At 30.4% G+C, this 19,206-nt stretch carries 15 protein-coding genes; all 15 read right to left on the bottom strand.

The annotated features are described in order from the left end of the window. Positions 1 to 18: 18 nt before the first annotated feature. The 15 genes from CLOPA_RS18390 to CLOPA_RS18460 all read right to left on the bottom strand — a co-directional run bounded on the left by CLOPA_RS18390 (position 19) and on the right by CLOPA_RS18460 (position 19,195). Entirely contained in the window at positions 19 to 837 is an 819-nt protein-coding gene (locus CLOPA_RS18390) for a PTS system mannose/fructose/sorbose family transporter subunit IID (RefSeq protein WP_015616933.1), read from the bottom strand. Then, positions 830 to 1,606, bottom strand: coding sequence for a PTS mannose/fructose/sorbose/N-acetylgalactosamine transporter subunit IIC (locus CLOPA_RS18395; RefSeq protein ID WP_015616934.1), 777 nt, complete (start codon positions 1,604 to 1,606; stop codon positions 830 to 832). Before CLOPA_RS18395 ends, CLOPA_RS18390 begins: the two co-directional genes overlap by 8 nt. A gap of 22 nt (positions 1,607 to 1,628) precedes the next feature. Beyond that, entirely contained in the window at positions 1,629 to 2,114 is a 486-nt protein-coding gene (locus tag CLOPA_RS18400; protein WP_015616935.1) for a PTS sugar transporter subunit IIB, read from the bottom strand. A 54-nt stretch (positions 2,115 to 2,168) separates the two neighbouring features. After that, on the bottom strand, positions 2,169 to 2,642 hold the full coding sequence (locus tag CLOPA_RS18405) for a PTS sugar transporter subunit IIB (RefSeq protein ID WP_015616936.1): 474 nt from the start codon (positions 2,640 to 2,642) through the stop codon (positions 2,169 to 2,171). Positions 2,643 to 2,733: 91 nt separating this feature from the next. Further along, positions 2,734 to 5,487 carry a sigma 54-interacting transcriptional regulator gene (locus CLOPA_RS18410; protein ID WP_015616937.1) on the bottom strand — a complete coding sequence of 918 codons (2,754 nt, stop codon included), beginning with the start codon at positions 5,485 to 5,487 and terminating at the stop codon, positions 2,734 to 2,736. Positions 5,488 to 5,789: 302 nt separating this feature from the next. Further along, on the bottom strand, positions 5,790 to 6,314 hold the full coding sequence (locus CLOPA_RS18415) for a PTS sugar transporter subunit IIA (protein ID WP_015616938.1): 525 nt from the start codon (positions 6,312 to 6,314) through the stop codon (positions 5,790 to 5,792). 381 nt (positions 6,315 to 6,695) lie between these two features. After that, on the bottom strand, positions 6,696 to 7,220 hold the full coding sequence (locus tag CLOPA_RS18420; RefSeq protein ID WP_015616939.1) for a PTS sugar transporter subunit IIA: 525 nt from the start codon (positions 7,218 to 7,220) through the stop codon (positions 6,696 to 6,698). A 219-nt stretch (positions 7,221 to 7,439) separates the two neighbouring features. Further along, positions 7,440 to 8,204, bottom strand: coding sequence for a MurR/RpiR family transcriptional regulator (locus tag CLOPA_RS18425; RefSeq protein ID WP_015616940.1), 765 nt, complete (start codon positions 8,202 to 8,204; stop codon positions 7,440 to 7,442). A gap of 285 nt (positions 8,205 to 8,489) precedes the next feature. Continuing rightward, a complete protein-coding gene (locus CLOPA_RS18430; RefSeq protein ID WP_015616941.1) occupies positions 8,490 to 9,815 on the bottom strand; it encodes a 6-phospho-alpha-glucosidase in 1,326 nt (441 codons plus the stop codon). 123 nt (positions 9,816 to 9,938) lie between these two features. After that, entirely contained in the window at positions 9,939 to 11,513 is a 1,575-nt protein-coding gene (locus CLOPA_RS18435) for a PTS transporter subunit EIIC (protein WP_015616942.1), read from the bottom strand. 441 nt (positions 11,514 to 11,954) lie between these two features. Further along, positions 11,955 to 12,905 (bottom strand): ROK family protein, encoded by a 951-nt coding sequence (locus CLOPA_RS18440; RefSeq protein WP_015616943.1) that lies wholly within the window; start codon positions 12,903 to 12,905, stop codon positions 11,955 to 11,957. A gap of 96 nt (positions 12,906 to 13,001) precedes the next feature. Next, positions 13,002 to 15,695 carry a sigma 54-interacting transcriptional regulator gene (locus tag CLOPA_RS18445; protein ID WP_015616944.1) on the bottom strand — a complete coding sequence of 898 codons (2,694 nt, stop codon included), beginning with the start codon at positions 15,693 to 15,695 and terminating at the stop codon, positions 13,002 to 13,004. Between the two features lie 169 nt (positions 15,696 to 15,864). After that, positions 15,865 to 17,544, bottom strand: coding sequence for a glycoside hydrolase family 13 protein (locus CLOPA_RS18450; protein ID WP_015616945.1), 1,680 nt, complete (start codon positions 17,542 to 17,544; stop codon positions 15,865 to 15,867). Between the two features lie 24 nt (positions 17,545 to 17,568). Then, positions 17,569 to 18,396: a PTS system mannose/fructose/sorbose family transporter subunit IID gene (locus CLOPA_RS18455; protein ID WP_015616946.1), complete on the bottom strand. Its 828-nt coding sequence runs from the start codon at positions 18,394 to 18,396 to the stop codon at positions 17,569 to 17,571. Further along, positions 18,389 to 19,195, bottom strand: a complete 807-nt coding sequence (locus CLOPA_RS18460; RefSeq protein WP_015616947.1) for a PTS mannose/fructose/sorbose/N-acetylgalactosamine transporter subunit IIC — start codon at positions 19,193 to 19,195, stop codon at positions 18,389 to 18,391. Before CLOPA_RS18460 ends, CLOPA_RS18455 begins: the two co-directional genes overlap by 8 nt. Positions 19,196 to 19,206: the final 11 nt, after the last annotated feature.

Genomic DNA, 19,206 nt, shown 5'->3' on the forward strand with positions numbered 1-19,206 from the left:
CCAAATATTTTCTAAAACTTATGCTGATAATATATTAAGTAAAGCACACAACATTGAGAAAACAATTACAAGAATAATTATTCTAGTTGTGGTCATCTTTTTCCAGTCAAGAAGTTTATAAACAACAATTGTTAATACTGCTGGAAGTAAAGCAGGCATGATTTTATCAAGAACATCTTTTTGTATAGATAAGCTTACTTTACCCACCGTATAAACATAAGCAACATTCATTTTAATAACACTTGGAATAAGCGAACCTACAACAGCCAGACCAAGAATCGACGCTGCCTCTGTAAGAATATTTAGTTTATCACCAAAGGAAGTAATTAACTTAAGTCCAGATTTATAACCAATATCAAATAATTTTACACGTACAAACAGAAATGCAATATTAAGTATCAACCACATGATGGCACCAGTTGGATTCCCCTGAAGAGCCATGTATCCTGAAATTGAGCCCATAATAGTTGGAAGCAGTACCCAAATCAATGTATCACCAATACCTGCAAGAGGTCCCATTAAACTGGTTTTAAAGGACTGAACCGTGTCTATGGCATCTTTACCATCTTTTTCTTCCATGGCAACAACAGCACCTAGAATAATATTTGCCATCCAAGTTGTAGTATTAAAGTATTTAAAATGATTATTTAAAACATCAACATAGTCATCATCATCTTTATATATTTTTCTTAAAAGTGGAGATAATGCATAAACAAATGCTGGCCCCTGCTGTGTTTCATAGTTAAAATCATTACAAGCCATACCCATATAGCGTATTGCTGTTTTGTGTAAATCTTTTGATGTAACTACATATTTTCCATTTGTTTCTTCACTCATCGTAATCATCTCCTTGTACTGCAGTATTGCTTACTGGGGCTGAAGCCGCTTTAGTAAACATATTATAAGCAAATCCAAACCCTATAATTGCCACTCCAAGTATAGGCATCTTAAGAAATGCTGATAATGCAAAACCAATCAATATATACATTAAATATTTTTTTACTGGCATATAATGTAAAAGAATTGCAATACCAACAACAGGTAATATTCCCCCGGCAATAGAAAGCCCATTAGTTACCCATTTAGGCACACTGTTAAGTATAAAATTTACTGCTTGAGATCCAAAGATAACGCAGATGGCAGTGGGAATTGCCGTAGACAATCCAAATAAAACAGGTCCTAAATACAGTATATTTTTCATCTTTTTAAATTCTCTGTTGTTAGCATAGGTTTGAGCTTTATGAACAATAAAATTGTTAACTAGCTTAACAATTATATCCAGTTGAATACCAAGCATTCCAACTGGCAGTCCTATTGCTAACCCTGCTTTAATCCCTTGTCCTGTTTTTATTGCTATATATGCTCCAACAATTGTTGCCAGTCCATAGTTAGGTACAGAGGAACCTCCTAAGGAGGCAACCCCCAAGGCCATCAATTGAAAAGTTCCTGCAACAATCATAGCAGTTTTCATATCGCCCATAATTAGTCCTACAATAAATCCCATAATAACAGGATAATAGGTAATGACAACAAATCCGTTCTGATCTATAGTCATAAAAAATGCAAGCAAAATTATGAGAATCATTTGTATAATTGCAATAGTCATTTTTATCTCCTCATTTCATCATCTATTTTTTAGCATTTAAAACATCAGCAAAATTTTGCTCTGTATCAGTTGGAACATATTGAAGATTAACTGGTACACCTTTATCAATTATATATTGTAAGTCCTTTTTTTCTTCTTCTGTGATAGCTACAAATTTAGATATTTTTTCTTTTTCCTCTGAAAAAAACATAATGCCAACGTTTACTTTAGGTAATTCAACACCTGCATCTACTAATTTTTTCAAAGTTTCCGGTTCCTTTACTACGATAAATACTCTTTGAATATCATAATTGTGATTGTTAAAATTATTAATTGCTTTATTAGTGTCAATAATAGACATACTCACTCCAGTAGGTTTTGAAAGTCTCATACTTGCTTTCATTCCCTCATCTTTACTAACCTGATCATCAATAACCATAAGTCTTGTTGCCTTAGTTGCAGATGCCCACTGTGTAACCACTAATCCGTGGATAAGTCTTTGATCGATTCTTGCTAATTGTATACTCATAATATTTCCCTCCAAAAATTTTATTTAAGAAAAAGATAAAAAGCGAATTTTATACTATAACTTTATTTTTTTTGTATTAGGCATATCTTGAATATATATGTCCACTCCCTTTGCTTTTATATATTCAATATCTTTTAAATCGTTATTATCCACATAAACATTAGATGCTAGTAGTCTTTTTCCGTTGGTATTATACATGTTGCCAACACTAATTTCTACGATATTTATTTCACTGTCTACAAGCTGCCTTGCAATTTGTGGAGTTCTACAAACAATAAAAACCTTTTCATTATTTACATTATCTACTATCTGTTTTATATCTTTTACATAGCAGAAGATAACATTTGCTCCTGAGGCTCGTGTTGTCATCTTCATTAATTCCATCAGCATTTTATTTTTCATAACATTATCATCTGGAACTAAAATAAGATTGGCACGTAAATAAGCTCTCCAAATAACCGCTATCTGTCCATGAACTAATCGATTATCAACTCTTGTTAACTGAATTTTATTTTTCACCTTTATCATTTCCTCTCACTTTAATATATAAGCAAAAATCATGCCAAGGACTGTCAACGTTCTTAACATGATTTTTAATAAATACTCTATTATCGGCATTCTAGCTATTACCTATTTCGATTCTATTCTTCATAATATCATAAATAAACCCTATTTCAGAAAATGGAATTTCAATATTATAATACTGTTCTATGACACTAAAAGCATTTTTAATAGTTTTTATAAAGTGTACATGATACTGTACAAAATTATCAAGCTCAGGATAATTTAAATTAGGATTTTTAATAATTACCCTTTCCATCATACAGCTGATATGAATATATAAACTTATCTTTAAAAATCCATCCATTTTCACACCAAAACTACGCTCAATTTTTACAACTGCATCCTCTACCTGATTAATTGTCTGCCTAGGGTTTAATATAGTAAGGTAATCTACAATATTTTCCAAAGTAAACATTTTTACCATGTCTTCATTTATACTATCTAAAATTTTATCATTAAAAATATCAGGAAATGCTTTTTTTAAAAGGGAATCACTTAGTTTTCTATTAATAAAAGTTTCAAAGGAGATAAATGGTATATCCTTAACTTCAGGATCTTCTGTTCCAATAATCATTTCAACACTATAATCCTGTAGTACACTCTGATTAATTCCCTTATCTTTTAATTCATAATAATCAATAGTAAAAATAGGAATTTCATTTTCTGTATTTTCATCAATTAATTTTTTAATCATCTTTGCAGCACCCAGCCTAGTTGTACATGTTGTCACAATAGCTTTTTTCTTTAATTTTTTTTGAATAAAGTGGGAGCTTATATGTATTTTTTTAACTGAATGATCAGCAATAGATTCTATGCTCTCATCATTTAGTATTCGCTGCCCTACATCTAAAGCTATTGCTGTTGACACATTATTAATTATAGCTATATTTCCTAAATAACTGCCGCTTAATTTTGTGTATATTTTTTCTAAAGAACCCATATCTACAAGAATAACCAAATCATTTTCTATATCTATCGTTTGACAATATTTTTTAATCTCATTATTTATATCATCAATAGTAGCATTAAGCGGCATATCAAAAGATTCGTACACATAACTTCCAAGCAAACGATTACTGGTGCTGGCAATACTTGCTGCTGTTGAATAACCATGAGCAATTATAATAGCATTAATGTTTCTTTTCTTCAGTGTTCTCTGCTGGGAATAAACAAACATAAATAAATACAACATAAAAATTTTCTTATTTGGAATACTAACTTCTTTCTCCAACTCATCTAAAATAACTTTTGCTATCTTTAATCCTTTATAATAACGATTTCCAAGTTCATCAATTGCCTCAGTTAATTCTTTATTTAATATTAAAGATTCCGTATTATCATAAATATAAAGCACTAGATTTGTTAATATACCAACGTGACTATTGTACTGATTCAATCCAAAATTCAAATAAGCATAAGATAAAATATTACGTATTTTTTTTTGCATAGATTCAAAAAATATATTCTGCTTATGCATATTTAAGTCAAACATGACATGATTTATACATCTGTTAAATATACGACATATTTTAACATAAAATGTATCTTCATCTATTTCATTTTTTTTAAGAGCCATGATTCTGCTTACAATAATCTGATTATAACGTTGAAGTCTTAATTTCTCACCAGTTCTTTGATTTGTTTCCTTTGAATTAATATAGGAGATTTCTAAATCATTCACATTAAATGGATTCTCTTCATTAATTTCAGATGATTTCAAAAGATTTTCAGGTAAATGATTTATTTGAATAAATATTGTTTCCCCTGCATTTATCTTTTCTTCTGTAAGAGCTTTTGCACAGCTTAATTTAATTATATTTGATAGCTTTCCCACATTTCCCTTTTCAATATTGTTTAGTAAAAAATTAATTACATTACTCTTTATAATCATGTTTTTCTTAATTAAGCTTGCTTCTTTTTTATAAAAGCTATAGATAAGATCAAGTCTTTCATTTTGTGGTCTTTCTTTATAACTTGGTATCTTGATAATAAGGGGTATTCTTCTTAAAAAAGTATCCAGAAAATGTGATTCAGGATTTTCTGTAGTTGCAAACATCAATCTAACATTTGATTTTCTATATTTATCTGTTTCACCCATTCTTCTAAAATAACCTTTATCCATGAACAAAAATAGTTTTTCCTGTCCTTCAGAAGGTAATCTGTGAATTTCATCTAGAAAAAGATAACCATTATCAGCAAGCTCAATCAAACCTTTTTTTTCTTGATCTGCACCCGTATAGGCTCCTTTTGCATGTCCAAATAAGATTGATGATAATAGTTCCGGATTATTGGCATATTCTGCACAGTTAAGTTCTACAAAATCTCCAGTACAATATTCACTTTTTAAAGCATATTCATAAGTCAATCTTGCAAATAAACTTTTTCCAACACCTGATTCTCCTACAAATAATGAGTTAAGACCTTTGGGTGGATAAATAACTGATGATTTACATTGATCAATAATTGTTTTCAGGCTTCCCTCACTTCCAACCAATTGGCTAAATGGATTAATGTTTTTGTTTTCAGTATTTTTATTTTCAATACCCTGCTTTAAATATTGGTTAATCATTAAATAGGAATCTTTATCCTTTTCATAAACACTTCTAGGAAGAAAATATACTGGGCGAGTATTAACCTTAATTGCATTTCCTTCATTAACAAATTCATTGAGAAAATGACTTACCAAATTTCTTTGTATATTTAATTCATCTGATATCTCCTTAGCACTGACTCCTAAATCCTTATTGGGATCAATTTTCAATGACAGTTCTTGAAATTTTATATTTATCTTTTCTCTATTTGTTGCCATCTTCATTACCCCTTTAAAATATAATATAATTTATATTTAATATGTTTTTTAGTAAATACACATTAAAATCTTAAGTACCTTATCTTAATTATTATAGTAAACGTATAAGTTGGATATAATAATCATATGAATGGAAAATAAAAATGTCAAGTAAAGGTATAAGTAAATTAGATTTGATCCTAAAATATATTGTTAATTGTCATAATTTCTAATAAGATTTTTCTATAGACAAAATATGCACTAGAACCTCTTTAAAAAGTTCTAGTGCATATAATATGTTTTAATAGATACAATTTAATATTTTACAAGCTTATTTTTATAACATCTTTTTCTTTAGCTTTTACATAGCCAGTTTTAAAAGTAAAAGCTTTATTATCTGCTTCTAAAAAAATTATTGGAACAACTATAGACGGAATTTTTTTCTTTACCTCTTCAATATCTACTTTTAGAATTAAATCTCCTGCCTTAACAACTGCCCCTTCTTTGGTATAAAGGTTAAAACCTTCCCCCTTTAATGCAACAGTATTTAATCCAAAATGAATTAAGATTTCAAGTCCTGAATTACTCTTTATGGATATGCCATGTTTTGTTGGAAATACAGAAGTGACCATACCATCTACTGGTGAAAATACATTTCCATCTTCAGGTTCTATGGCAAATCCATCTCCCATCTTCCTTTTAGAAAAGACATCATCACTTACATCATCTAAATTTATAATCTTTCCTGAAATTGGTACTAAAAATTCATTATCAACCACAGTTTTAGTAATATTGATATTCTTGTCCTTTTTTTCAATTTCTGATTTTTCATTAAACGAATTAGACATATTTATTCCTCCTTAAAACATAAAATTAATATTTGTAAACCTTTACATAAAAGATAAATAATTTACTTTTAATTATCTCTTTTCTATTATAACAAATCTTCTAATTCTTTTAAACTAATTTCATAATATTACAGAACTTAGTACCTAAATTCCAGTAAAAATTTTGTTTTTACTGGAATTATATTTAATCCATTTATCCGATGACTACCATCCGTAATACTCCCAGCTTCTATCAAAGTGAGAGATAAGGTCTGCTAAGTCCTTGGATAACGACTTCTAAAGTATTGGTATCTCTTAAAACCGATAGCAAAATATGCACTAGAACCTCTTTAAAAAGTTCTAGTGCATATTAATATTCTTTAATAAATACAATTTAATATTTTATAAGTTTATTTGAATAATACCTTTTTCTTTAGCTTTTACATTACCAGTTTTAAAAATAAACGTTTTATCATTTGCTTCTAAAAAAATCACTGGAACAACTATAGAAGGAACTTTTTTCTTTATCTCATCAATATTTACTTCTAGAATCAAATCTCCTGCCTTAACAACTGTTCCCTCTTCAGTACGAAGGTTAAAACCTTCCCCTTTTAATTCAACAGTATCTAATCCAAAGTGAATTAAGATTTCAAGTCCTGAATTACTCTTTATGGAGATGGCATGTTTTGTTGGAAATATAGAAGTAACCGTACCATCTACTGGTGAAAATACATTCCCATCTTCAGGTTCTATGGCAAATCCATCACCCATCATCCTTTTGGAAAAAACCTCATCACTTACATCATCTAAATTTATAATTTTTCCCGAAACAGGTACTAAAAATTCATCCTTATTTGATTCTTCAACAGCTTTTGATTTCACATCATTTTTTTTAGAACCTAATTTCTCTCTTAATAAATTGAACATATTATTTTCCTCCCCAAGAATATATAAATTCACTATGGTTCTTTTTGTAACAATACTTATTTTACCTCGGACTTCCTTACTTGATTATGATAGATTCACTCAATAATTTAAACCTTTTCATAATTTAAAATGCATATACGCATCTTAATTATATTTGTATACTCGTACCAAAGTTTTTAAAGTTCTTATCCAAAATTTAACTTTCATATGTTTTAATAATTACAATTCATTTTGTTTGATTCTTTCCAAATATTTATCCAATAGAATTTCAAATAACATTATAACATTTCCATAAAAGAAATTAGGTAATTTATTACGATCATCCATAACATGCATATCATATATTTTAAAATTAACATCAGACAAATCTGCCAATGTATTTTTACTTTCTCCTGTAAAAGAAATTGTTTTTATGCCATTCTTTTTAGCAGACTTAGAAATATCCACCAAAAAATCTGTCTCCCCCGACTTTGAAACACTTATAAATAATTTGGCACCTATGGGATTTACATCGTAACTCTCATAGGTTTCAGAAAAAATACAATTAAAACCATTGACCAATAACTTCCTATTAATGTATTGTGCAATAAATGATGAAAGTCCTTGCCCACAGGTATATATAGCATAATTTTTATTTTCTATTAATAAATTTATAAATTTATTAATACTATCATTGTCTATTAAAGATAGTAGTTCCTCAGTATTAATACCAAAATATTTGTTATTATCTTCTACATCAAAATGAGTCTTCTTATTTTTTATAGTGAAAAATAAGTTATAATACATATCCAAGAAACCAGAATAGCCTAATTTTTTTGCTAGGTTCATAATAGTAGTAGTACTTGTATAATGCTGTTTTGCTATTCCTCTTACCCCAATTTCTTTTACATTGTCTATGTTATTAATAATATAAGTTAATATATTCTCTTCTGTTTTAGTCAAATTACTTTTATTGCTTATTTTACTTATGTCTAATTGAAACATAGATTCACCTCGAATACAAAATTGAAAGTACTTTTATCTATATGAAGAAATTGCATAATTTATAAATATAGATTACATATTATATTTTAGACTTTTCAAATATGCAACTTTCTTATTTATATTTTTATTATACATGAGTAAAATAAAAATATAAAGTTTACAATCAATTAAATCAAGGTTACTGCTACACTGAATAAGATAATTATTAACACAATATCTATCTGTTTTATATTAAACTAATAGGACAGATAGATATTATACTTGTAAATTTTTATATTATAAATATTATTTTAATTTAGGCCAATACTCTTTATTTGCTTCAATCAAATCATCTAAAATCTTTTTAGCTACTTCTGCACTAGGTACTGTTTTAGAAAGAGTTATTGCCTGCCATAATTTCTGATAAGATTTTTCTATCCATGCTTCTACCACTAATTTTTCCACTGAAACCTGCTGTTCCATCAATCCCTTCTGAAATTGAGGAATCTTGCCTATTGACAATGGTTCTGGTCCATTACTTCCTACAAGACAAGGTATTTCCACCATAGCTGTAGGATCAAAGTTTTCAATAGCTCCATTGTTTGGTACAATTAACAACATTCTCTCCTGCGTATTAAAAGCTATGGCTGTAGCAAGATCAACTATGAAAGATGCATGTTCTTCTATGTGAAGTTCACAACCTTCTGTTGACTGATTCGCAATAACTTTCCTGCATTCTCCAAATACAAATTTTTCTCTTCCATCCATTACCTCATTTGCTCTTGTGTACTCCTTATTGGAATGCTTAACAGCATAATCTTGGAACAAATAGTATTTTAGATAAGTATTAGGTAATGTTTCTGGATCTACAGCATATACATCTTTAGCTTTAGCAAAAGTATCAGCCCAACTTGCCTCAACATGTTGATTATCTCCTTTGTCAACTACATATCCATATTTGGAAACATGTTCTTTTAATTTAGGCATTAAATCATTCCCAGCTTTATCACGTACATCTGTCCACCAACCAAAATGGTTAAGTCCAAAGTAACGTACATTCATATCTTTTCTTGATTTTAAGCCTAATATTTCAGCCATACGCACTTCTATGCCTATTGGCATATCACATATATTTAATATCTTTGAATTTGGTCTCAATCTTCTTGTTGCTTCTGCTACTATTGCTGCTGGATTGGAGTAATTTAACATCCATGCATTTGGTGAATATTTTTCCATGTAGTCAAGTATTTCTATAACTCCACCAATAGATCTCATGCCATAAGACATTCCTCCTGGTCCACAAGTTTCCTGACCTAGTACATCATACTTTAAAGGAATTTTTTCATCTAATTCACGCATTGCATATTTACCAACTCTTATATGAGCCATAACAAAATCAATATCCGTAAAAGCTTCTTCTGGGTCTGTTGTTGCATGAAATTCTATATCTGGTGCTTTTTCTTTTAATATAATTTCACATGCTCCAGCGACTGTAGACTGTCTTTCTCCATCATTATCATAAAATTTCAACTTTCTTATAGGAAATCTTTCCAAATTATCTAGTAACATTAATACTATTCCTGGAGTAAATGTACTTCCCCCACCAGCTATAGTTATTGAAAATTTCTTCATAAATATTTTCCCTCTTTCTAATTTATTATTTTATATAAATTTTTTATCAGGTATATTAAAGAAAAATTTATATTTTAATAATACCTTTTTACTTTTATATACCTTAAAAAATTTTAAACATATCTATTGACTAGCTAAATACTTATCTACTTTATTTCTTACGCTGTTTACTTTAGGTCCATATATAACTTGAACATTGTTCCCATTTTTAATTACCCCAGATGCTCCTGTAGTTTTTAATGCAGGCTCATCCAATTTATCTAAATCTGTGATTTTTACTCTTAGTCTAGAAAAGCAGTTGTCAACGGTTTCAATATTACCCTTACCCCCTAAAGCTTCTACAATTATAGATGCTAGATTATCTTTTCCACTTTCATTAGTTTGTTTTTCATCTTTAGACTTTTTATCCCTGTAATCTTTTTTAGTATATAATTTCACTTCATTATCTTCTCTACCTGGAGTTTTAAGATTAAATTTTTCAATTACAAATTTGAATACGAAGTAATATACAGGTAATTCTACTAATCCCACAGCTACATATATAGGCCATCTAGTTCTACCTATTCCAGCTGGTAAATTATAAGCTAAGAAATCTATTATTCCACCTGCACCATAGGTTCTAACTCCAAGTAATACAGCAGCAACTTCAAATATGCCATCTAATACTGAATGAATTACCCATAAAAATGGTGCTACAAATAAGAATGTAAATTCTAATGGTTCTGTAATACCAACCAGTACTGAAGTTGCTACTGCTGGTATTAAAAGTGCCTTCAATGTGACCTTATTTTCTTTTTTAGCTGTTCTATAAAATGCTAAAGCAGCTCCTACTAAACCAAATATTTTAACCATACCATATTGCAAATATTTTGCTGATGGATCAAACACCTTTATAGATGGATCAGATAACTGTGCTAAGAATATATTATAGGCTCCATAATAAGTTTTACCATTTACAGCCAATTCCCCACCAATATTTGAATAAGAGAAAGGTGTCCATATAAGATGGTGCAATCCAGTTGGAATCAAAAATCTATTTAAAAATCCATATAAAAATATTCCTATAGGACCTGATACATTAATAAATGTAGTTAACGCCTTGATACCCAGTGCAATTACAGGCCAAACATAACTTAATACAATTGCTGATCCTAATAAAATAGGCAATAAAACTATAAATACAAATTTAGTATTTCCATATACTGCAAATGCTCCTGGGAATTCTTTATTACAATATTTATTATGAACAAGTGCTACTACTACTCCAAGAATCATTCCTAGGAAAACTCCCATATCTATTACTTGAAATCCTAATATCAGCGTTTGACCTGTTCCATATAAATCGGATGAAACTTTATATTTTACTAATTTCCCCGTCAGTGTAAGCCACTCATTATTGGCCCCTAAAAACACTAAAAATGAGAATAATCCTACAAGTGCTGCTTCAGCTTTCTTTTCCTTGGCCATTCCCATTGATATTCCTATACAGAAAATAATACTCAAGTTCCCCAAAATAGGCCAAAGACCACTAGCTATAAATTTACCTATATTAATTAAAAAGCTTCCTTGCCCAAAAATTGTAGGATTGCTCAATATAGACGAAAGAGCTAAAACTATACCTACAATAGGCAAAAACAGTATTGGAACTATTATAGCCCTTGCAAAAATCTGCATCCCATTTACTATTTTGTCTTTCATACATCGGTTCCCCCTTATGAACATTTTAATTAGTCTCAGTTAATTACTTATTATTAATTAAAATGTTTACATTTTTGATATTAACAAATATACTAATTCATTTAAATACACTTTATATATAAAAAAACATATTAAGTTAAACGATAACATGTTTTTTGTTTTTATTTCTCATGAGCAACACCCCTTTTCTTAACTTAATCACAAAATTTCTTATCTGAATAAATTAAATATTTATGCAAACACATTTATGTATTCGTTTACTGAAATTGTTTACATTTATAATTTAACAGATTTCGTATTATAATTAAATAACTTTGGAGGATTAAAAAACCTGTTAATCTCATTCATAACAGGTTTTTAACAATGCATAAATATGTTCTATATTTTAATGAAAGCTATCTTGAAAGTATCTCTTATATCTTTTGATGGTATCACTTAATTTTATTTACTCTCAATAACAGCTAATGCAACTGCCCCCATTACCCCTGCATCTGTGCCAAGACCAGCAGGTACGATTTTACATGACTCAGCCATAGCCTTAAAGCATCTTGTATTCACTACTTCTTTTACCTTGTCAAATACAATGTCTCCACCCTTGGAAACACCGCCACCGATGATGACCGTTTCAGGATCAAAGGTGATAATAAGGTTTGCAACACATATTCCTAAATATTCAAGACTCTTATCTAAAATTTCAGAAGCAACCTTGTCTCCTTTTTTTGCCTCTAAGAAAACTTCATAGGAGGTTACATCATCATAATTCTTTAAGGAAGTAGGTTCTTCTCCTAAAACTGCCTCTTTTCCTCTTTTACCGATGGCAGTTCCTGATGCCAGTGCCTCTGCACAGCCATAATTACCACAATTACATCTAGGCCCATCCTTTTCCAGAGTCATATGTCCAATTTCAAGAGCATTGCTGGTATTACCTCTGTAAACCTGTCCATTAAGAACGGCACCACCGCCAATTCCAGTACTTACTGTAACAAAAACCATATTTTTAGTTCCTTGTCCTGCTCCAAATACAAATTCTCCAACAGCTGCAACGTTTCCATCATTATCTAAATAAGTAGGAACCCCAAACTTCTCCTTTATAGGATCTACTAATTTAAAATTCTTAAAAGGCAGATTTGGCGTTGTTATTATTATTCCATTTTTAGCATCTAATGGTCCCGGTGAACCAATTCCAATGGCTTTAATGTCTTCTGCAGTTTTATTTCCATCATTTAAGACTTTGTCAATAACCTTAATTACCCTTTCCAGTACTGCAGTTTCTCCTTCAAAAGCATTAGTTGGAAGCGTATATTGACTTAATAAGTTTCCATCTACATCAGATAAAGCTCCGCTGATTTTAGTTCCACCTAAATCGATTCCTATAACATATTCTTTTGCCATCAATCATTCCTCCATCTACAGATAAGTATTTTAAATGTTACGTAATTCAATATATGGTATATATAATAATTTAGCTTAATTATATTTCAACAGCTTTTATAAAATTATATTTTTAAATATATCATATAATAATGATAGCTCGTATTGACTCAATTTAATATGATATCGTTTTTCTATTTCTTCAAAGATATCCTTTGAAACATCATAAAATTCTTTCTCTTTATCTGTACATTCAATTTTATTCTCATTTTCATGGTATTCCGATGTCATTAATCGTTCAATCATAAAAGCAATATGCATATATAGATTAAGTTTAATATAGCCAACTAAATGCATATCATAATACTGTTCATATCTATAAATAACATTTTCCACCTCATTAATCACAATATTTGGATTTAAAAATGTCAGCCTACTGGCAATACCTTCCATAGAAAAGAATTTTATAAATTCTCTTTTCAAATCTTCAAATTTCTGTTCGTTTATTTCAGATTTTAATGCTTCCCATAGGCACCTTTCACCTTTTCCATCTAAAATATCATAAACATTTACCCAGGGTATAGTTGTAATATTGGGTAAATTTGAAGTTGTAATTATTAGTTTTGTATGTTTGAAATTATCTTTATTGTTTTCTTCAATTAAATTTTTTAAATTCTTATAATCCATTGTAATAATATCCATAGTTTCATAATTAACAAATCTATCAATAATTTCTTTTATTTTATCGGAAATTCCAAGTCCAGACATACAGGAAATAATAATATTATCTCCCTGTGCAATCCCTTCAAAATATTGAACACCTATTGTATAAATACTTTTTGCCTGTTCCGCTATGTATTTAAAGGATATATTCTGAAGCATTTTCATGCCAACATCCAAGGCAATTGCAGTTGTCACATTATTCATAATAAGTAAATCTCCCGACAAATGATTCTTAATAGAAGAATACATTTGATTTAAAGAACCCATATCCACTAACAAAATAACCCCTTTGCTAGTATCCACCTTTTCAAGGTAAGCATTAACTTTTTCAACAGTTTCCGCCAAAGAAATTTCCATAGGCATATTAATAGATTCAAATATAAAGGTACCACAGTTTTGATTTGCCACACACTGAATACTACTTGCCGTGGCATTGCCATGGGCTACAATCAAACCTTGAAGTTCAATAGTTTCCACAATATATTCTTGAAAGAAAAGAGTATTAATAATTTCCAAGCATTTACATGTTCCAGTTATTATTGTGCCAAGTGCCTCTTCTAGTTTCATAGCAACATAGTTAGCTTTTGGAGACACAAGTTTTAAGAAATTTATGATTTTACGGAAATCAACTTTAAGTATCATGTCATCTTGAAACATTAAAAGTACACAATACATAGGCTTAAACGCATCCTTTGAGCAATGAACTCCATAGCGTTCCATAACCATTTGACACTTTTCCAGGTAGCTTTCTCTGAGAAATAAATTTTGTTCCAAAAATAATAGATCCAAATGCTTTTTAACAGAACGTGTTAACTTTTTAAAGGCAATTACAAGTTCTAATTTAGCCGTTTCCATACTTTCATAGGAAATCCGAGAAATTTCTTGAAAAAACACAAGAAATTTTTCCTTTAAATTTAAAATATCATCATCTTCAACTTGAGGTAATTTCTTACTGTACAATATTTTAAGAGGACTTAGCTTTCTGCTAGTTGCACTACTAAACTGTATGTTTGAAATATCAGGCATACCCTCTAGAGTAATATTCAAAAATGGCTGGTTTATTTGCTTTGTAAAAGCATTAGCACAACTAATTTGAATAATATTTTGAAGAGTTCCAATATTCCCCTTAGGTTTTGAAAAACATAATGCCTCTATAACATGCGTATCCACTACGATATTCTTTTGTATTTTTTTTGCCTCTTTATAATAGAACAAATTAAGCATCTGTAATCTCTCTACAAAGGGACGGTTGATGATACTCTCAATGTGAATATGAACAGCAATTCTACGTCTAAAAGTTTCCAATAATACCTCTTCAGTACGCTCTGTGGTAGCAAAAATAAATCGTACATCAGATTTTTTCCATTCATTGTCTCCCAATTGACGGTATTTCCCTGTGTCCATAAATAAAAATAGCTTTTCCTGGTTGGCATAAGATAATCTGTGAATTTCATCCAAAAACAGATATCCACCATCAGCCTCATTTAAAAGCCCTTCCTTGTCGCTGTTTGCCCCAGTAAAACTTCCTTTTTTGTAACCAAGCAATGTAGCAGACAACAACTCTGGATTATTTGCATAATCTGCGCAGTTTAATACTACAAATGGCGCTTTGAATTGAATTACTTTTTGTTCCAAAGCATATTGATAAATCAACTTGGCAAGAAAACTTTTTCCCACACCACTTTCACCTGTAATAAGTATAGGTAATCCGTTGGGAGGATAATTAACTGCAGCCTTGCACTGTTCAACAACATTTTTCTGACTACCATGACAACCGATTAGAGCACTAAATGCATTCATTTCCTGTTGTCCTTCAATTTTTGTAATATTATCTTTACAATTGCCTTCAAGATTTGTATTATCTGATGTTATATTTTCATTTTCAATCCCATAGGCATTGGTAGTACTCCAATATACAGGTCTTGAATTTGTTTTTTGCACCAAATTTTGCTCAAGTAAACGATTAAGATAATGGCTAACTACTTGACGGCTTAAATGCAATGCTTCCGATAATTCCACTGCGCTAATCTGCACCTTTTCCTCACACATCTTTTTCATCATATCATAAACTTTATCTTTTGCCTGCATCTCGGTATTCTCCTTCCATATATAATTATTTTACAATAAATATTTTCATTTGCCTATGGAATAAAAGGCACTTTTTTAGACAAACAGATTTCTAAGTATCAATATTTTCGATACTTAGAAATCGTTATCCAAATAAATTCGTGCCTTATCCTTTAATTACTTATTTTTGCTATTTAACACTTCTAACAATAAACGCCTCATAAGGTCTTAAAGGGGTATTCACCCGTATTTCCTGATAATTACTGATAACTTTCTCCCACTTTTCATAAAAATAAGGTTTAAGATCATCTATAGCCGTCTCTTCCTCTGAAAAATTAGCTGCAATAAGCCATTTTTCACCTTTAAATTCTCTTTCATATACATATAAACTTGGATGATCTTCCAAATAAAGCTTAAATGTACCATCTGTAAGAATTTGTTCTTCATGACGTAACTTAATTAACTTCTGATAATAATAGAAAATAGAATTTTCATCTTTCAATGCCTCCGCTACGTTAATTTCAGAATAACGTGGATTTACCTTAATCCAAGGTTTACCTGTTGTAAACCCTGCATTTTCAGAGTTGTTCCATTGCACTGGAGTTCTGGCATTATCACGGCTTTTTTTCCATACTGCGGCCATAAAATCTTCTTCTGAAATAGATTTATTTTTCTGTACTAATTCTCTATATGCATTATGAATTTCCACATCATCATATTCTTCAAGCTTGTAATGAGCATTTACCATACCTATTTCTTCTCCTTGATAAATATAAGGTGTTCCCTGCATACCATGAAGTATAGTGGCGAAGGCTTTTGCACATTCTTTACGATAATTTGTATCATTTCCCCAGCGTGAAATAATTCTAGGCTGATCATGATTTTCAAAATATAGAGCATTCCATCCATGATCAAGTAATTTTACTTGCCAATTAGACAAAACACGTTTTAATTCTACTAAATCAAAATCTCTCAATGCCCATTTTCTATTTGGAGAACTTGGAATTCTATCAAGATTCATATGTTCAAAGGTAATGATCATATTTAATTCTTTTCTTTCTGGATCTACAAATAATCTAGCAATATCTGAATCGGATCCAGGTGCTTCTCCAACAGTCATGCAGTCATATTTTGATAATACTTCTTTATTCATTTCCTGCAGATATTCGTGAAGTCTTGGTCCGTTAGCATGCATAAAACCTGTAATATATTTTTGTCCAGGTTTTTCAGGATAATCCGGGAAATCAGTATATTTTGATATAGATGCAATTACATCCATACGCCATCCATCTACTCCTTTATCCATCCAAAATTTCATTAAATCATAAACTTCCTGACGAACTTTTGGGTTTTCCCAATTTAAATCCGGTTGCTTCTTTGTATAATAATGTAGATAATATTGATTTCTTTCCTTTGAATATTCCCAAGCTGAGCCACAGAAACTTGATCCCCAATTATTTGGTTCACTGCCATCCGTTTTAGGATCAAGCCAGAAATAATAATCACTATATGGATTATCCTTAGATTTTTTACTTTCTTCAAACCAATAATGTTCATCAGAGGTATGGTTAGCAACTAAATCCATTACTATTTTAATACCTCTACCATGTGCTTCCTCAATTAATTTTTCCATATCAGCATTAGTTCCAAATTTTTCGTATATTTTTCTATAGTCGCTGATATCATAACCGTTATCATCTTGAGGAGACTCATAAACAGGGCTGATCCATAGAACATCAATTCCCAGATTCTTTAAATAATCCAATTTTTCTATTATACCATTTAAATCACCATATCCATCACCATTTGAATCCTTAAAGCTTCTTGGATATATTTGATAAACCACTGATTTTTTCCACCAATTACTCATATTAATTCTCCCTTCAATAAATGATTATGCAATACCCAATGCTGAAAGTAAAATTCCCAATATAATAACACCGATTAATAGAATATTTATACTAACTTTTTTATTTCTCATCAGATAAAAACAAATTAAAGTTATTGCTAATGGTATGATGCCTATGAATATCTGATCTAACATATTTTGCAAGTTAAGCACTGAAGTACCGCCCATTTTAAATTGGACCGTAGTCTTAAATATTACCATTTGGCTAGTCATACCGCCTACCATAATTAAACCAACAATGCTGGCAGCTTTAGTTAGTATATTAATTAATCCACTGGCATATAATTTTTCTATATATTTTGACCCTAAACTATAGCCTAAAAATGTTGCATAATATTTTATAACAATAGCTGGAATATTGAAAAGTAGTAGGAATATAATTGGTGCAAGAACATTTCCAGATTGGCCCATACTAACAGCAACGCCAGCTGCAATGACCCTAATAACTCCCCAAAAGATAGAATCTCCAATACCTGAAATCGGTCCCATTAAGCTGGACTTTACTGCATTAATGGATGTGGTATCAAAGTCTTTACGCATACTGTTTTCCTTTTCCATTGAAGCTGTCAGACCCATTATAAATGTAGATAATGGAATTGTTGCACTAAAATATGACATATGTCGTGCTAATGCCTCTTTTCTATCTTTTGAATCAGTATAAAACTTATTAATAAATGGCATTAATGAATAGCAAAAACCTGAACCACCTTGCTTTGCAGGACTTACAGAAGAATATAAAGTAAAGGACCTCCAAAACATTTTATTAAGCAATTTTCTTTCTTCTTTTGGAATTTCTTTAGTTAAATTACTCATCGAAAAAATCCTCCTCTTCACTATCACTTAACTGAGTATTTTGATTAACACCAGCTTTAGCTAATTGGCTCAAGTTATAATCATTAGATGCAATAACAATTGCAAGTATTATACCTAGAGCTGCAAGTGCTACTAGTGGCAGTTTAAAGTATGCAACCACTACAAATCCTAAGAAATAAAAAACAGCTATTTTATTATTCCAGAGAAGTTTTAACAACATTGCCATACCAACAGCAGGTAATAAATTCCCGCAGATTGTCAATCCATTCAATATAAAATGAGGAATTGAGTTTAGCAAAGCCTGAACAGCATTAGATCCTACAAGAATACCAAAGAAAGCAACTAGTGAATATAAAAACCAGTTAACAGTCCAAAGTCCAAAATGCAAGGTTACTATCTTGCGTTCTTCTCCATTTGCTGCAAGTTTATCAAAAACTGGTGCAAAAAAACCTACTAAGAAAATAAATAAAAGATTTTTAATTTGAAGTCCTAAAATACCAATTGGTATAGCTAAGGTTAAAGCAACCTCTGATCCGCCACCTAGCATAATTGCAAATGCTGCACCTACAGCTGTAGCAATACCTGGTTCAGCAGCCTGTGCACCACCAATGTTAACTACTCCCATAAATACTGCTTCAAGTGCTGCTCCTATTAAAACTCCTGTATGCAAATCCCCAAGCAGCAATCCTACTAAAGGACCTATGACAATTGGTCTGTTAAGCATAGTAAGTCCTGCTAATTCAGCACCTCCAACACATACAAAAACAGCAAGTGCTACTAAAATAGCCTGTACTAACATGAGTATTCCTC

Source organism: Clostridium pasteurianum BC1, assembly GCF_000389635.1.
GTDB classification, from domain to species: Bacteria; Bacillota; Clostridia; order Clostridiales; family Clostridiaceae; genus Clostridium_I; species Clostridium_I pasteurianum_A.

What these genes read in the sequence shown, in the direction of transcription:
- CLOPA_RS18435 (WP_015616942.1), bottom strand. Translation starts at nt 11,513, where the DNA reads ATGAAAGACAAAATAGTAAATGGGATGCAGATTTTTGCAAGGGCTATA.
- CLOPA_RS18445 (WP_015616944.1), bottom strand. Translation starts at nt 15,695, where the DNA reads ATGCAGGCAAAAGATAAAGTTTATGATATGATGAAAAAGATGTGTGAG.
- CLOPA_RS18400 (WP_015616935.1), bottom strand. Translation starts at nt 2,114, where the DNA reads ATGAGTATACAATTAGCAAGAATCGATCAAAGACTTATCCACGGATTA.
- CLOPA_RS18410 (WP_015616937.1), bottom strand. Translation starts at nt 5,487, where the DNA reads ATGGCAACAAATAGAGAAAAGATAAATATAAAATTTCAAGAACTGTCA.
- CLOPA_RS18450 (WP_015616945.1), bottom strand. Translation starts at nt 17,544, where the DNA reads ATGAGTAATTGGTGGAAAAAATCAGTGGTTTATCAAATATATCCAAGA.
- CLOPA_RS18460 (WP_015616947.1), bottom strand. Translation starts at nt 19,195, where the DNA reads ATGTTAGTACAGGCTATTTTAGTAGCACTTGCTGTTTTTGTATGTGTT.
- CLOPA_RS18390 (WP_015616933.1), bottom strand. Translation starts at nt 837, where the DNA reads ATGAGTGAAGAAACAAATGGAAAATATGTAGTTACATCAAAAGATTTA.
- CLOPA_RS18430 (WP_015616941.1), bottom strand. Translation starts at nt 9,815, where the DNA reads ATGAAGAAATTTTCAATAACTATAGCTGGTGGGGGAAGTACATTTACT.
- CLOPA_RS18440 (WP_015616943.1), bottom strand. Translation starts at nt 12,905, where the DNA reads ATGGCAAAAGAATATGTTATAGGAATCGATTTAGGTGGAACTAAAATC.
- CLOPA_RS18395 (WP_015616934.1), bottom strand. Translation starts at nt 1,606, where the DNA reads ATGACTATTGCAATTATACAAATGATTCTCATAATTTTGCTTGCATTT.
- CLOPA_RS18405 (WP_015616936.1), bottom strand. Translation starts at nt 2,642, where the DNA reads ATGATAAAGGTGAAAAATAAAATTCAGTTAACAAGAGTTGATAATCGA.
- CLOPA_RS18415 (WP_015616938.1), bottom strand. Translation starts at nt 6,314, where the DNA reads ATGTCTAATTCGTTTAATGAAAAATCAGAAATTGAAAAAAAGGACAAG.
- CLOPA_RS18425 (WP_015616940.1), bottom strand. Translation starts at nt 8,204, where the DNA reads ATGTTTCAATTAGACATAAGTAAAATAAGCAATAAAAGTAATTTGACT.
- CLOPA_RS18420 (WP_015616939.1), bottom strand. Translation starts at nt 7,220, where the DNA reads ATGTTCAATTTATTAAGAGAGAAATTAGGTTCTAAAAAAAATGATGTG.
- CLOPA_RS18455 (WP_015616946.1), bottom strand. Translation starts at nt 18,396, where the DNA reads ATGAGTAATTTAACTAAAGAAATTCCAAAAGAAGAAAGAAAATTGCTT.